Origin of the sequence: Wolbachia endosymbiont of Oryzaephilus surinamensis (assembly GCF_025617515.1) — a bacterium.
In the GTDB taxonomy this organism is placed as follows: Bacteria; Pseudomonadota; Alphaproteobacteria; order Rickettsiales; family Anaplasmataceae; genus Wolbachia.
Window position 1 is genome coordinate 793,151 of sequence record NZ_CP092526.1, and the last position, 14,837, is coordinate 807,987.

Consider the following 14,837-nt stretch of genomic DNA (forward strand, 5'->3'; position numbering starts at 1 on the left):
ATTTTGAATACAAAATGGCTAAGTTTAGAGTTAATAAAGTGTCTAATCAATCAACCAGGATTAGATGTTAATGTTAGAGGATTAAATGGCAAGACACCACTACATTGCGCTATAGAATTTGACGAATTAAGCATGGTGGATTTGTTACTAACAAAGAAGAATATTAATCCTTTTGTTGAAGACAATGAAGGCAAAACCTCTTTAGATTATGCAAAAGAAGGTGAAAAGACAAGGATATTAGAGGCATTAGTCAATAATAAATATGGCTCTGAGGAAGATAGCTTACTTCATTTAGCTGCAATGATAGGTGAAGTTAATGCAGTTAGATATTTGATAGGAAAAGGTATTGACGTTAATATACGAAATGCTCTGCATCATACGCCATTACATTTGGCAGCTGGTATTGGACATGTAGAAGTTGTAAAGATTTTAGTAAGAGAAGGAAATGCTGAAATAGATGTCTTTGATGCACGAAATCAGACACCAATGCACTATGCAGTTAATAATAAAAAGTTGGAGATAGTAAAGTTACTGCTGAAGCTTGGAGCAGATGTGAATAGTGCACGCATGGGACAAAACTCAATGAAATTGTCACCTGTGCATATAGCTGTAAGTAATGCTAATTACGATGAAAGAGACTTATGTCTTGATATCCTCAAATCCTTAATAAAGGAGCCTAATGCTCAAGTAAATTTGCAAGACTACGAAAATAAAACACCACTACATTATGCTGAAAGACTAAAAACAATAGAAGTTTTACTAACGCGAGAAGATATAGACCCTCTGGTAAAAGACGATAGCGGTAAAACACCATTTGATTACGCTAAACCTGAGATAAAGAAGGCTTTGATGAGTAATAAATACGGTTCTGAAAAGAATAGTCTACTCCATTTAGCTGCACAAAGAGGAGAAATTGAGATTGTAGATGCAATTTTAAGAGAAGAAATCGATATTGATATTGTAAATAATAAAGGTTTATCACCGGTTTACCTTGCTGCGGAAAAAGGGCATTTACATGTAGTAAAGTTATTGCTGAAAAAAGGAGCAAATTATACACCTGTTTTACATTTAGCAATTAAATCAAACAATTTAGAGTTACTTAAAGTTTTGTTTACTGAAAAAAATGGGTCTTTGCTCTGCAGAGATACCGTTGTTAATTTTCCAACCCTTCATAATAAATATATAGCACAGAGAGAAATAGCAGATAAAAGGACGAAAAAACATAATAATATTATCTGCATCTATACTACAGTCAGCGCAATAGCAGTAGCAGTATATATAGGGTTGATAACAACAACAATAAGCAGTGCAATCATTTTTGCAACAATAACAGGGGTATTTGCGCTTGTTATAGCAATAATGATAAGTGAGATGAGCAAAAGATATATAGAAAAGGAATTTCAGAAAAAGATGTTTATGGAATTGGATGAGTGTAGTTCTATTGTTAATGATGTCGAGATAGAACCAGTTATGAGTAGATGCAGACAATGATATACGCTACATCTTTTTCTGAAGGTTTAAGGCCAGATCCCCAGCTTAAAGTATCAGAGTGGGCGAATGAGTATCGAGTTTTAGCGCCAACTGCAGCATCAGAGCCAGGTAAATGGAGAACAGAAAGAACTCCTTATTTAAAAGAAATAATGGATTCACTATCACCATCTTCACCTGCAGAAAAAGTAGTATTCATGAAAGGAGCGCAGATTGGGGGAACAGAAGCTGGCAACAATTGGATTGGCTATATCATCGATCAAACACCAGGTCCAATGCTGGTAGTACAGCCAACAGTTGAAATGGGAAAACGTTGGTCGAAGGGAAGATTTGCACCGTTAATAGAGAGTACACCATGTTTAAAAAGTAAAGTAAAAGACCCAAGGTCAAGAGATTCAGGGAATACTGTACAAAGTAAGGAGTTTCCAGGTGGAATAGTAGTAATAACTGGAGCGAATAGTAGTGTAGGACTGAGATCTATGCCAGTAAAATATCTCTTTCTTGATGAAATAGATGCCTACCCAGGAGATTCAGGAGGAGAAGGAGATCCAGTACTGCTCAGTATTGCTCGAACTAATACATTTGCAAGGCGAAAGATTTTTTTAGTATCGACACCAACGATTCATGGAATAAGCAGAATTGAGAAAGAATTTGAAGCAACAGATAAGAGATATTTTTTTGTTCCCTGTCCGTATTGTAATTACTATCAAGTTCTAAAATGGTCACAAATAAAATGGGAAGATAAAAATCCAAGTACAGCACACTATATATGTATAGAATGTGGTGAAAAGATAGAAAATCATCAAAAGACAGAGATGCTTGAACGTGGAGAATGGAGAGCTACAAATCAAGTACACAATAGCAAAGTAATAGGATTTCACCTTTCAAGTCTTTATAGCCCAGTTGGGTGGTATAGTTGGCAACAAGCAGTAGAGGATTTTCTGCATGCAAAGGAAAGTGAACAATTACTGAAAGTTTGGATCAACACAACGCTTGGAGAAACCTGGGTAGATAAAGGAGAAGTACCTGATTGGAAGCAATTATTTAACAGGAGAGAATTTTTTCAGATTGGCACAGTACCAAGGAGAGAAGTGGTACTTACTGCAGGAGTAGATGTCCAAAAAGATCGTCTAGAGGTGGAAGTTGTAGCATGGGGAAAAAGTCGTGAAAGTTGGTCAATAGACTACCGAGTATTTGAAGGAGATACAGGAAGTAGAGAAGTATGGAAAAAGCTTTCGGAGCTCCTCAATCATCATTTTATTGGTGAAAATGGGCTTGAATATATGATAAGTATGATGGCGGTTGATGCAGGGTATGCAACGCAGGAAGTTTACAACTGGGTGAGAAGTCATCAAGGGTCTGGAAGAGTAATGGCAGTGAAAGGTGTAAATAAAGCACTAGTGCCGCTGAGCAGCCCAAGTAGAGTAGATATAACAGTTGGAGGGCAAAAGCTGAAAAGAGGAATAAAGCTCTGGCCAGTCGGAGTATCGATATTAAAGTCAGAGCTTTTTCAATTACTTAATATTTTAAAAGAAGGTGAAGAAACACCGCCAGGGTATTGTCATTTTCCCGAGTATGCACCTGAGTATTTTAAGCAACTAACGGCAGAGCAATTAGTCAGCAAAGTAGTAAAAGGATATACCAAACAAGAGTGGCAAAAGGTAAGAGAAAGAAATGAAGTACTAGATTGCCGAATTTATGCAAGAGCAGCATCGATAGCACTGGGAATAGACAGATGGCCAGAGAGTAAATGGAATAGTTTAAGTGAAAAACCGGAAAGTAAAAAATCAAAGAAAATAGTCAAAAGCAAATGGATCAGCACCGGAACAGACAAAATCTGTTAAACCAGAAAGAAACGTCCTAATGCACATTGCAGTAATTTTTGGATATAATTTTATGAAGAAGTGCTTCTGCAGTTATAATCGAGTTCGCAATGGTGCAATAAATGCCCGTGGATCAGTATGATTTTGGAAGGGACGGTCAAACCATTGATGGAGCTTCTTAGCTACCTCGTTTAGAAGATTGTGTAATATAACCGCCCCAAGCTAAAGCACTTCTTCATTGTAAGGTATATATAAGGGATTTTATATGGCAAAAGCAAAAAGTAAATTAGAAGTAGTGAATCCTAATGCAGCAGGGATTGATATTGGTTCATCTGTACATTATGCATGCGTACCAGAAGGGAGAGATAAACAACGCGTTCAAAAATTTGGGTGCTTTACAGTAGATCTTCATAACCTAGCAAAGTGGTTGAAAAAGTGTGAAGTTAGAACGATAGCCATGGAATCAACAGGAGTATATTGGATTCCTTTGTTTCAAATACTTGAATCATATGGATTCGAAGTTAAACTGGTAAATGCACGACATGTAAAAAATGTACCTGGAAGAAAATCAGACGTTCAAGATTGCCAGTGGTTACAGCAATTACATAGCTATGGGTTACTTCAAGGATCATTTAGGCCTGATAACCAAATTTGTGTACTACGTGGTTATAATAGACAACATGACAACCTGATAAAAAGTGCAGCTGTACACACTCAACGTATGCAAAAAGCATTAATTCAAATGAACATTCAATTACACAAGGTTATTAGTGATATTACAGGTGTAACTGGTATGCGAATCATTAAAGCAATAATTGCGGGTGAAAGAAACTCTAATAGATTGGCTGAATTGAGTGATAGACGAATAAAAAATGACAGATCAACCATAGCAAAAGCACTAACAGGTGACTATAGAGAAGAGCATTTGTTTACATTAAAGCAAGAATACGAAGCATATACTTTTTTTCAAGAGCAAATAAAAGAATGTGATAAAAGTATGGAAAACTATTATAAAACACTTGAAACAAGATCAAATGAAAATAAGCAATGCAGTAAAGTAAAGAGGTCTGCAGGAAACAAACCAAACTTTGCTGCACACGAAGAATTGTATCGAATAACTGGCATGGATTTCACCAAAGTTCCAGGGCTTAATACATCAAATATACAGACCATCCTCTCAGAAGTTGGTCTTAATGCTAATAAATGGCCATCAGAAAAACATTTTACTTCTTGGTTGGGATTATGTCCATTTAATAGGATTACAGGAGAAAGAGTGATTAGAAGTGGAACTCGTAAAGTAATTAACCGTGCTGCAAATGCTTTTCGACTTGCTGGTTATTCTATGTTGCACAGTAAAAGTGCATTAGGTGCGTACTGTAGAAGATTGAAAAATCGATTGGGAGCACCAAAAGCAATAACTGCTACAGCAAGAAAATTAGCATGTATTTTTTATCAAATGCTGAAATGTGGACAAGAATATGTAGAAAAAGGAATGGATTATTATGAAAAGTTATATAAGGAAAGAGTAGTAAAGAATCTGGGTAAAAAAGCCAATGAATTTGGTTATATCCTGATAAAAAAAGATGAGCTGATAGGGGAAGTTTCTTAGAAGCAAGTAATAAATGTATAACGAAGATTATTTAATTCAAGTCGAAGAAGCGATAAAGAAGCTGCAAAACGGAGAGCGAGTAGTATCAATTGCATATGGTGATCATGTGGTAAGATATGCAGAAGTAGATATAAATGATTTACTAAACTTAAGACAACGAATTAAAGCTGAGCTAAAGATTGCTGGAGTGGAGCCAAAGAGGAAAATTATTTTTTCAACGAGTAAAGGAATTTTATAAATGCTACTAAAAACCTTCAAACAATTATTCAACAAGCCAAAAATCAAAAGTTCAGCCTGGGATGCAGCAGGCTCAGGAAGAAGATTTTTTCACTTTCAACCAGAGTTAGGAAGTATAAACAATTTGCTGTCTCAAAGCCTTGAAACTTTACGTAGTAGATCACGTGATATGGTGAGAAAAAATCCTTACGCTGCAAATATAATTGATACGATAGTAAGTAACTCTATTGGAACAGGAATAAAACCACAATCAAAAGCAAGAGATGGAGAATTTCGAAAGAAGGTGCAAGAATTATGGCTAAGATGGACAGATGAAGCAGACAGTAGTGGAGTAAGTGATTTTTATGGATTACAAGCTCTAGTATGCAGAAGTATGATAGAGGGAGGAGAATGTTTTGTACGTTTAAGAACGAGAAAGCTGGAAGATAGATTTTCTGTACCACTACAACTGCAAGTACTTGAGTCTGAACATTTAGACAATAAAACAAATCAAACTTTAGCAAATGGTAATGTAATAAGAAACGGGATTGAGTTTAACAAGCTTGGGCAAAGAGAAGCATATTACTTATTTAGAGAACATCCAGGCGAAGGCTCATTTGGAGAATCAGTAAGAGTACCAGCAAATGATGTTTTACATATTTATAGACCACTAAGACCTGGGCAAATTAGAGGAGAGCCATGGCTTTCGAGTATACTGCTAAAGCTCTATGAACTTGATCAATATGATGATGCAGAATTAGTACGAAAAAAGACTGCAGCAATGTTTGCGGGATTTATTACGAGACTTGATCCAGAAGCAAATATCATGGGAGAAGGTGAAGCAAGTGAGCAAGGAGTAGCACTATCTGGCCTGGAACCTGGAACAATGCAGCTTTTAGACCCAGGAGAGGACATAAAATTTTCAGAGCCATCAGATGTTGGAGGAAGTTATGAAGCGTTTATGAGACAGCAACTGAGGGCAATAGCAATAGGTACAGGAATAACATATGAGCAGCTAACAGGAGATTTAACAAGCGTTAATTATTCATCCATTCGGGCAGGGTTGATAGAGTTTCGCAGAAGGTGCGCAATGTTACAGCATAACGTGATAGTGTTCCAGTTTTGTAGACCTATTTGGAATAGATGGCTAGAATTAGCAGTGTTTTGTGGAGAACTGAGTATAGATGAAAAAGTAGTAAAAGCAGCGAAAGAAGAAGTAAAATGGATACCACAGGGATTTGATTGGGTGGATCCACTGAAAGACCAACAATCGCAGCAAATGGCAGTAAGGAATGGATTTAAGAGTCGATCGGAAGTAGTATCAGAAATGGGTTACGATGTTGAAGAAATAGATCAAGAAATAGCAGAAGATCAAAAACGTGCAAATAGTCTCAACTTAATGTTTGACTCTGATTGTAAAGGATTATGATGCTCTTAGGAAAACCATTAATGCTTGAACCAAGGAGTTTTGAGCTATTGTCATTAAACAATCAAAAACATCCCACGTTTAAAAACATAAAGCACTCCATCAAAAGTAACGTAGAAAGAACTGCAATTATAGCAATACATGGAATCTTGACTAAAAAACCAGGTGCGTTTGATGAAATGCTCGGGATGACATCATATGAGCAAATAGAAGAACAAATCAAACAAGCATTAGCAGATAGTAGCATAGAGACAATTATGCTGGAAATAGATAGCCCCGGAGGAGAGGTAAACGGTATATTTGACCTAGCTGACTTTATTTATGAATCAAGAGCAAAAAAGAGGATAATAGCGATAGCAAATGATGATGCATACTCTGCTGCATATGCTATAGCTTCAAGCGCTGAGAAGGTATTTGTGAGCAGAACTTCTGGTGTTGGCAGTATTGGAGTAATAGCAAGTCATATAGATCAAAGTAGATTTGATGAAAAGCAAGGTGTTAAGTACACCACAATCTTTGCTGGTAGTCGAAAGAATGATTTAAACCCACATGAGCCAATGACGTCTGAAAGTCTGGGAAGCTTACAAAAAGAAGTAGACCGACTATATGAAATGTTTTTGCAGCTAATAGCAAGGAACAGAGGTCTTTCAATTGAAAAGATTCGATCAACAGAGGCAGGGCTATATTTTGGGGAGAAAGCAGTAGAAATAGGCCTTGCAGACGGAATGACAATTCTTTCATCTATTAATAAAAACAGGAGTATTACTATGAATGAACAAACTACAAATGACCTAGAAACTGATAATTTAACCAAGTATCGTACTGAAGTTCTTGAATTAATACGTTTATGTAATTTATCGAAGATGCCAGAAAAGATAGGAGAATTTATTGAGCAAAGTGTAAGTGTTGAGCAAGCTAGGGAAGTTTTAATGGAATTACTTGCAGAGAGAACAAAGAAGACAGAGATACTGAGTGCAATACCACAGAATTCAGGAGAAGAATTGATGATGCAGGTAGCGAAAAGTCGTAGGAGTTAAAGTATTTTTATAACCGCCGTATATAGCATTGATAAAAGCGGCGGTAAGCAGTTAAGGAGAGATGGTATGAATAAGTATTGCTTGGTTGGAAGCAAGAGAAGATAATGACTTCTCAGAGTGGATAGGTGGCAGGTTGGATATTTTTCTGAAGCAACTTTCTGCTCAGGGAGTAGAAAGAAGACTTCGTAGGGGAGATTAACTGCCCCTGCCACCGAAAATCATCGTGAGGCTCACAAAATGTGATGACCTCGTATAGGAGTTTGGAACAACCGGCAATATTCTACTCTGATATATTGAAATATGCAATTGGAGGAAAAAATATGCGTCACATTGGAGTTGATTTACATACCAATAGTTTTACTGTTTGTTACTTACAGGAAGGGAAACCTGAGCATATTCAAACGTTTCGCTTAAAAGACTTGGATAATTTCACCAAAGATCTTCAAGAAACAGATGAAGTAGCCATAGAAGCAACAGGTAACAGCTGTTTCTTTTATGATGCAGTTTCACCTTACGTTAAACGCATAGTAATAATTGCTCCTGGGCAGTTTGAAGTTGTTCGTCGCTCTGTGAACAAAACAGATAAGCATGATGCACGAGCTATTGCTTTCTTTCTCAGCAAAGATATGTTGCCTGAGGCAAGGTGCAAAAACAAACAATGCCAGCAGTTAGCTTCTCTTCTTCAAATGAGAGATCAGTTAGTAAAGTCACGGGTATCTTTAATCAATAAAGTTCATGGTCTTTTTAATTACCATGGAATAAAAATTAAAAAAGAAGTACTTACAACTAAAGTAGGATTTGAACGTGCTACTCAAAAGCATAATTGGGATACTTTAGAAAAAGTTGAAATTGAAGTGATTAGCTATCATTTAGAAGCTATCCGAGAAAGCCTTAAAAAGCTTGAAAAGGAAATTATAGCTTTCGCTAAACAACTTCCTGGGTTCAGCAATCTTATCAGCATAAAGGGAATAGGTCCAATTTCTGCAGCTGTTTTTATTGTAACAATTGGAGACATTAATGATTTCCGTAGACCTGAGAAACTTACTGCATATTTTGGAGTTGTGCCAAGAGTTTCTCAATCTAATCAGCAATGTACAATTGGAAGAATTACCAAACGAGGGTCAAAAATAGCGCGTACTTCTTTAGTTCAATGTACTTGGATTGCTGTACGTTACAGTCCTTACTTGAAAAGCTTTTATGAACATATAAAAAAGAAGCGTGGTTCTGCTAAGGCTATAACTGCTACTGCTAGGAAATTTCTTATAACTATTTTCTACACTCTTAAAAATAACTGGGTTTTTAAAGATTTTACAAAATTTGAAATTTTTACTGGACAATAATCATAGGAGAAATTTATGAGTTGTATAAGCGAACAAAATAATCTGGGTGACTTATTAAAGTATGAGGCATCAAGTCTATATTCAAGAGATCAGATAACAGTAGCAAAAGGGCAGAACCTAAAGCTTGGTACAGTAGTGGCTCTCGATAAAGATAGCATGGTTAAGATAATAAATCCAACTGCCACAGATGGTACACAAACAGCGATAGGTGCAGTAGTAAGTGATGTAAATGCGACAGAAAATGCTAAAGCAGTAATTATTACTCGTTGTGCAATACTAGCAGATCATGCGGTTGTGTGGCCAGCAAATATCACTGAAGAGCAGAAAGCTGCAGCAATAAAGCAACTTGAAGCACGAGGGATCATTGTCCGCAAGGGAATTTAACTGAAATTAATAGGAAAAAAAGGAGAGAAAAAATGCAAAATCCATTTACAAATACAGCATTTAGCATGACGGCACTAACAAATGCGATAAATATATTGCCGATAAATTATGGACGAGTTGAAAATCTAAATTTGTTTCCAAGTAGGTCAGTAAGATTTAGACATATTACCATAGAAGAACACAACGGAGTATTAAGTTTATTACCAACGCAAGTACCAGGGGCGCCAGCAACAGTAGGAAAAAGAGGAAAAAGAAAGGTAAGAACATTTACGATTCCACATATTCCGCATGATGATGTAGTGTTACCAGAGGAAGTACAGGGAATAAGGGCATTTGGATCAGAAAGTGAACTTAAAGCGCTAGCAGACGTAATAACTGACCATTTACAGCTAATGAGAAACAAACATGCAATAACATTAGAGCATTTGCGAATGGGAGCGCTGAAGGGAATAATTTTAGATGCTGATGGGTCAGAATTATTAAATCTGTACAACGAATTTGAAATAACACCAAAAGTAGTAAATTTTGCCCTTGGAACAGCAACAACTGATGTAAAACGTAAGTGTCTGGAAGTATTGCGGCATATAGAAGATAACCTAAGTGGTGAATATATGACTGGAATTCATGCCTTGGTAAGCCCTGAGTTTTTTGATGCACTAACTTCTCATGCAAAAGTAAAAGAAGCATATGAAAGATGGCAAGAAGGAGCAGCACTTCGAAATGATATGAGGTCAGGGTTTACATTTTGTGGCATAACGTTTGAGGAATATAGAGGGCAAGCAACTGACCCTGAAGGAACGGTTAGAAGATTTATTGAGAAAGATACAGGGCACTGTTTTCCACTAGGAACAGCAAGCACGTTTACAACATATTTTGCACCAGCAGACTTTAATGAGACGGTGAATACTCTCGGACAGCCACTCTATGCAAAACAAGAGCCAAGAAGATTTGATAGAGGGACCGATTTACATACGCAGTCAAATCCTCTACCAATGTGCCACCGCCCGGCCGTTTTGGTCAAGATCGTTGCAGCATAGGTAGAGCAAATATAAAGCGGTGTGAGGCAGAAGAATGCTTTACCTCTTCTTAGCATATAAATGTTAGTATATAGAGGAGAAACGTGCAAGAGAATATTAAGAGATTATTTAAAGATTGTTTTGCCCATTTAGGAGAAGTGGCTTTATATAAATCAAAGGATAAGTCATATATGGTACAGGTGTTAAAGCAAGAGCCAGATAAATTATACGAGATTGGTGAAGGGCAATTTGTAGGAGAAACTTTAGTGTTGGAAATAAGTGCGTTTGATGTACTGCAGCCAATTGTAGGAGATATTTTTGTTATAGGTGACCGTAAATATAAAGTATATTCTCCACCGCTGCAAGATAATTCAGGAATGGTATGGAAAATTCGAGCGTCAGGAGTATAAATGCGTATTAACACCGGTAGTATTATACAAAGTATAGATGCTGAAAGGAAAAAAGTGGAAAAAGTGACGGTGAGTGCATTAAACAAAACAGCAATATGGCTAAAATCAAAAGCAGCTAAGGAAATTAGTGAGGAAAAGAGAATAAAATTAAGTTTGATAAGAAAGAGATTAAGAATTTTTAAAGCAAAAACAAGCAGATTAGAAGTGTTAATTAGAGCAAATCTCTACGACATTAGAGCATCGACAATTGGCAAAATACAAAAAACAAGAAGAGGATCGAAAGTAGGAAAGCATGAGTTTATAGGAGGATTTGCAGCAGTTATGCCAAAAGGAAATAGCGGTATGTTTAAACGTGAAGGAAGGGCAGCATTGCCAATAAAGGAAGTTAAGTTGCCACTCGAACCTGAGGCTTCAAGGATAATAGGGAATCTTGTTAATTATGAAGTTGAAAAGGTATTTGAAAAATATTTTATACATTACATGAGTTAAATTATATGCATGACAAAGTTCTGGAAAGATTTACATAAAGCAATTTGCAGCACACTGAAGGAAGAAATACTGGCTATACAGACATGTGAAATTTATCCAGCAATAAGGAAAGAATTAGTAGCGCCAGCGGTGTTTGTAGAACTAACAAGTTTAGAACCAGGTAAAGATGCAGGTACTGATGAATTAGCATTGAAAGCCAGGTTTGAGGCGAGGATTGTAGTTGATGGAACAGTAGAGGATTCCTCGGTAGTTGTTAGAACATTAGCTGCTGAGGTTGCGAGAGTAGTAAATAAAAATACTTGGAATGTGGAAAATGTTTCACCAGGAGAATTTATCTCTGCGGAAATTGACGGATTTAGGCCAGAGCTCGATGCATATTTAGTGTGGATGGTTGATTGGAGTCATCAGCTTCATTTAGGTAAATCAGTATGGGAAGAGGGGAAAATTAAACCACATACAATAAACGTAGGAAATATAAATGTTGGATCATAGTTTTGCGATTTCAGAGCTGAATAGGAAGCTAGCAAACGTTATTCGTATAGGAATTGTAAAAGAAATAGATTATGAAAAAGCAAAAGTAAGAGTGAAAATAGGAGATATTGTAACAGATTATCTGCCATGGATAACAAGCAAAGCAGGAAAAGATAGAGATTGGTCTCCTCCAGATATCGATGAACAAGTAATGGTATTTTCTCCTCTTGGTGAACTATCATTAGGAGTGGTATTAGGAGGAATATATCAGGAAAAATACTCTGCACCAGAGAATAAAAAAGAAATAAATAGTGTGAAGTTTCAGGATGGAACAAGATTGTTATATGATAAAGAGAAGCATCATTTAGAGATTGAAGTAGTAGACAAAATAACATTGAAAGCTGGAGGATCGAGTATAGAGATGACAAAGAGTGAAATAAAACTGAAAGCAGATAAAATAGAACTTAATTAATTGGAAAAATGAATAAATCAGTTGTGCGAGTAGGAGATTATTGTGCAGAAGCAACACCACATTTTTGCATTAGCGGCAGTAATAATGTTTTTGTGAATGGTAAGCCAGTTTGCCGTAAAGGAGATAATTTTACAGAAGGAAGAGTATTAACCGAAGGATCAAAAACAGTGTTTGCAAATGGTCTTGGTATAGGAAGAGTAGAAGATATAGTTTCATGTGGATTTAAAGTAATAAAAGGCAGTGAAACCGTGTTTGCAGGCTAAAAATGAAAGGAATGGATGCTAAAAGAGGGAAAGAATTAAAAGGAATAGAGCACTTGAAGCAATCAATAGTTGATATTTTGACTACTCCGAAAGGTAGTAGAATTATGAGAAGAGATTATGGCTCAAGATTATTTGAATTGGTGGATAAGCCAATAAATAGAGATTTAACTTTGGAAATCTATGCAGCAACAGCAGAAGCACTGGGGAAATTTGAGAAGAGATTTAAGTTAGAAAAAGTAAAGATTGCTGAAGCTAAAGAAGGAAAAATGACTCTTGTACTTGAAGGTATGTATCTTTCAGAAGGCAAATTCATAGGTATTAGTGGAGTAGTTGTTTAGAAATGCAGACATCTAATATTATTGAAAAACTAAGCTATGAGGAAATCTTTTCGAGAATGAAGGAAGAATTGGTCCGTAGAGATGAAACCTTTTCAGCGTTAGTAGAATCCGATCCAGCAATAAAGATTCTGGAGGTAGCAGCATGGCGAGAACTTCTGCTCAGAGAAAGAATAAACGAAGCAATAAAAAGTAATTTATTTAAATTTGCGACAGGAGAAGATCTTGATAATTTGGCTGAATTTTATGGAGTAGAGAGAGAAAAAGAAGAAGATGATGAACGATTTAGAAAAAGAATCAAAGCAAAAATAAAGGGGTGGTCAACAGGAGGAAATTATCGTTATCATGCACTTTCGGCAGATAGAAGAGTAAAGGATGCGCTAGTAGAATCACCTATACCAGGGAAAGTACAAATTTCAATCTTATCAACAGAATTATCCACAACTGGCATAGTGTTAGAAGAGCTACTAGAAATTGTAAAAAAGCAGGTTACTAGGGATGATATAAGTGTTTTAACAGATACGATAACAGTAATTGGTTGCAATATTACGGAAATAGATATTCACAGCAGAATGAGCATAAATCCTGTAATATCAGAGGAAGAAATCAAGAAGCAGTTTATTAAGAAGTTTGAAGCAAATAGAAGACTGGGATGGAATGTTACAAGATCATGGATAATAGCAAATCTATTTGTAGAGGGTGTAGAAAATGTGGAATTAATCGAGCCAAGAGAGGATGTTATGGTGCTAGGTAACGAGTGTGCAAATTTGAGAAATTTAAAGATTGAGTTGAATTAATGTTACTGCCACCAAACGCAACAAAGCAAGAGCAAGCATTGGTTGATGCAACAGATTATAAGGTTGATCCAAGCTGTATAAGAGGGTTTAAATTTAGATTAGAAGAAGAAACATTGCCGTGGTTGATTGAGGAATATGGTTTAGAAGAGATACTGCGTTGGGTAAAAGATAGAAGAAAAGCCGTAATAGAAGGAGTAAAATTTCAAAGACTGAGAGGAACTCCAGCATCACTAAAAATAGCACTAAAATGGGCAAATATAGAAGATATTAAAATTATCGAAGAACCACCTGGTAAACATTTTTTTGAGTTGCAAGTAGGGATAAAAGATGTTCCAAATGACTTCTTCGTAGATGCAGTAGTAGAGCTGGCAAAACTATCACTGCCTGTAAGATCCAGATTGATGAGGATTTTTAACGATTATTATAATGCGCAGAGATTTATATTGGATGAGAGTTTATTTGGAGATCTTCTTTCTGATTATTCAGGGGTAAAAATAGAAAAAGATGGACCAGTGTTATCATTTGGAAGAGTAAATTTTTTCAGGTCTAGTGGTCCAGTTATTAGGATTATAGAAAACTATCTACGCGATCATTATGAACGAGCTTTAAGCAATGATATATATCGCCTAGATGTAGCAATCCTTGGAGAAACCGAGCCTCACACAAAGAATTATAACGGTATTTATGAAAGAAATCATTTGTGGTACAACTTAAAAGCACTATATCCATTACCACAGAGTTTATTACCATCGATTAAATTTGCAAAAGCGCAGATAGTATTATCAGACAGTTGGGATTTAGGAGACATAAATACGTGCTTTCCAGTTAGTAGCGTAGAAGAAAGAGGAAATAAATTTGTATTGGGAAGCGATAAACTTTCAGGGCAATATTGGAATTTAAAACACAAGCCAATTTTAGAAAGATTTAGCGTTACTCACAACTATAAAGTAGAAAATTATACAGATCAGAAGGTCAGAAAATATGTTTTAGCAGAACACAACATTTACTATAAAAACGATTTAGAGCAAAAAGATTCAATACACGAATTAGAAAATTACATTTTAGTATTTTATCCAGGAGTACTGAAGTGGCACGAACATCGACATTTGCACAGAAGTTGGAAAAGTAGTCAAGTAATATCTCTAATAAGCTAAGCATTTATATTTAGATCCTCATATATTATATTAATAATAGGTAAAAGTGTATGAAATAAAAAGAAAAAGACTTGCTTTCTTATGCTAAAATAGACATGACTTGAATA

At 36.0% G+C, this 14,837-nt stretch carries 17 protein-coding genes; all 17 read left to right on the top strand.

The window, feature by feature from the left end:
* Positions 1–3: 3 nt before the first annotated feature.
* On the top strand, positions 4–1,491 hold the full coding sequence (locus MJ631_RS03465) for an ankyrin repeat domain-containing protein (RefSeq protein WP_262986666.1): 1,488 nt from the start codon (positions 4–6) through the stop codon (positions 1,489–1,491).
* Complete coding sequence (locus MJ631_RS03470) at positions 1,488–3,332, top strand: phage terminase large subunit family protein (protein ID WP_262986667.1); 1,845 nt, start codon at positions 1,488–1,490, stop codon at positions 3,330–3,332. The genes MJ631_RS03465 and MJ631_RS03470 overlap by 4 nt, the downstream gene beginning before the upstream one ends.
* Before the next feature lie 244 nt (positions 3,333–3,576).
* Positions 3,577–4,920, top strand: a complete 1,344-nt coding sequence (locus MJ631_RS03475) for an IS110 family RNA-guided transposase (RefSeq protein WP_262986668.1) — start codon at positions 3,577–3,579, stop codon at positions 4,918–4,920.
* 13 nt (positions 4,921–4,933) lie between these two features.
* Complete coding sequence (locus MJ631_RS03480) at positions 4,934–5,158, top strand: gpW family head-tail joining protein (protein WP_019236402.1); 225 nt, start codon at positions 4,934–4,936, stop codon at positions 5,156–5,158.
* Complete coding sequence (locus MJ631_RS03485; RefSeq protein ID WP_141456763.1) at positions 5,159–6,565, top strand: phage portal protein; 1,407 nt, start codon at positions 5,159–5,161, stop codon at positions 6,563–6,565.
* Positions 6,565–7,599, top strand: a complete 1,035-nt coding sequence (locus MJ631_RS03490; protein WP_019236400.1) for a S49 family peptidase — start codon at positions 6,565–6,567, stop codon at positions 7,597–7,599. Before MJ631_RS03485 ends, MJ631_RS03490 begins: the two co-directional genes overlap by 1 nt.
* 320 nt (positions 7,600–7,919) lie before the next feature.
* Positions 7,920–8,939 carry an IS110 family RNA-guided transposase gene (locus tag MJ631_RS03495; protein ID WP_262986681.1) on the top strand — a complete coding sequence of 340 codons (1,020 nt, stop codon included), beginning with the start codon at positions 7,920–7,922 and terminating at the stop codon, positions 8,937–8,939.
* A gap of 15 nt (positions 8,940–8,954) precedes the next feature.
* Complete coding sequence (locus MJ631_RS03500; RefSeq protein ID WP_047759659.1) at positions 8,955–9,323, top strand: head decoration protein; 369 nt, start codon at positions 8,955–8,957, stop codon at positions 9,321–9,323.
* Between the two features lie 32 nt (positions 9,324–9,355).
* Positions 9,356–10,360: a major capsid protein gene (locus MJ631_RS03505; RefSeq protein ID WP_019236398.1), complete on the top strand. Its 1,005-nt coding sequence runs from the start codon at positions 9,356–9,358 to the stop codon at positions 10,358–10,360.
* 83 nt (positions 10,361–10,443) lie between these two features.
* Positions 10,444–10,749, top strand: coding sequence for a head-tail joining protein (locus MJ631_RS03510; protein ID WP_019236397.1), 306 nt, complete (start codon positions 10,444–10,446; stop codon positions 10,747–10,749).
* Complete coding sequence (locus tag MJ631_RS03515) at positions 10,750–11,238, top strand: phage tail protein (RefSeq protein ID WP_019236396.1); 489 nt, start codon at positions 10,750–10,752, stop codon at positions 11,236–11,238.
* 9 nt (positions 11,239–11,247) lie between these two features.
* Positions 11,248–11,730, top strand: coding sequence for a hypothetical protein (locus MJ631_RS03520; RefSeq protein ID WP_015588266.1), 483 nt, complete (start codon positions 11,248–11,250; stop codon positions 11,728–11,730).
* Positions 11,717–12,181: a phage baseplate assembly protein V gene (locus MJ631_RS03525; RefSeq protein ID WP_019236395.1), complete on the top strand. Its 465-nt coding sequence runs from the start codon at positions 11,717–11,719 to the stop codon at positions 12,179–12,181. The genes MJ631_RS03520 and MJ631_RS03525 overlap by 14 nt, the downstream gene beginning before the upstream one ends.
* Positions 12,182–12,189: 8 nt before the next feature.
* The gene (locus MJ631_RS03530; protein WP_019236394.1) at positions 12,190–12,444 is read left to right on the top strand and encodes a PAAR domain-containing protein; all 255 of its coding nucleotides are present in this window, start codon (positions 12,190–12,192) and stop codon (positions 12,442–12,444) included.
* Positions 12,445–12,446: 2 nt separating this feature from the next.
* Positions 12,447–12,782: a GPW/gp25 family protein gene (locus MJ631_RS03535; RefSeq protein ID WP_019236393.1), complete on the top strand. Its 336-nt coding sequence runs from the start codon at positions 12,447–12,449 to the stop codon at positions 12,780–12,782.
* A 2-nt stretch (positions 12,783–12,784) separates the two neighbouring features.
* The gene (locus MJ631_RS03540) at positions 12,785–13,576 is read left to right on the top strand and encodes a baseplate assembly protein (protein ID WP_019236392.1); all 792 of its coding nucleotides are present in this window, start codon (positions 12,785–12,787) and stop codon (positions 13,574–13,576) included.
* Entirely contained in the window at positions 13,576–14,730 is a 1,155-nt protein-coding gene (locus MJ631_RS03545) for a phage tail protein (RefSeq protein ID WP_262986670.1), read from the top strand. The genes MJ631_RS03540 and MJ631_RS03545 overlap by 1 nt, the downstream gene beginning before the upstream one ends.
* Positions 14,731–14,837: the final 107 nt, after the last annotated feature.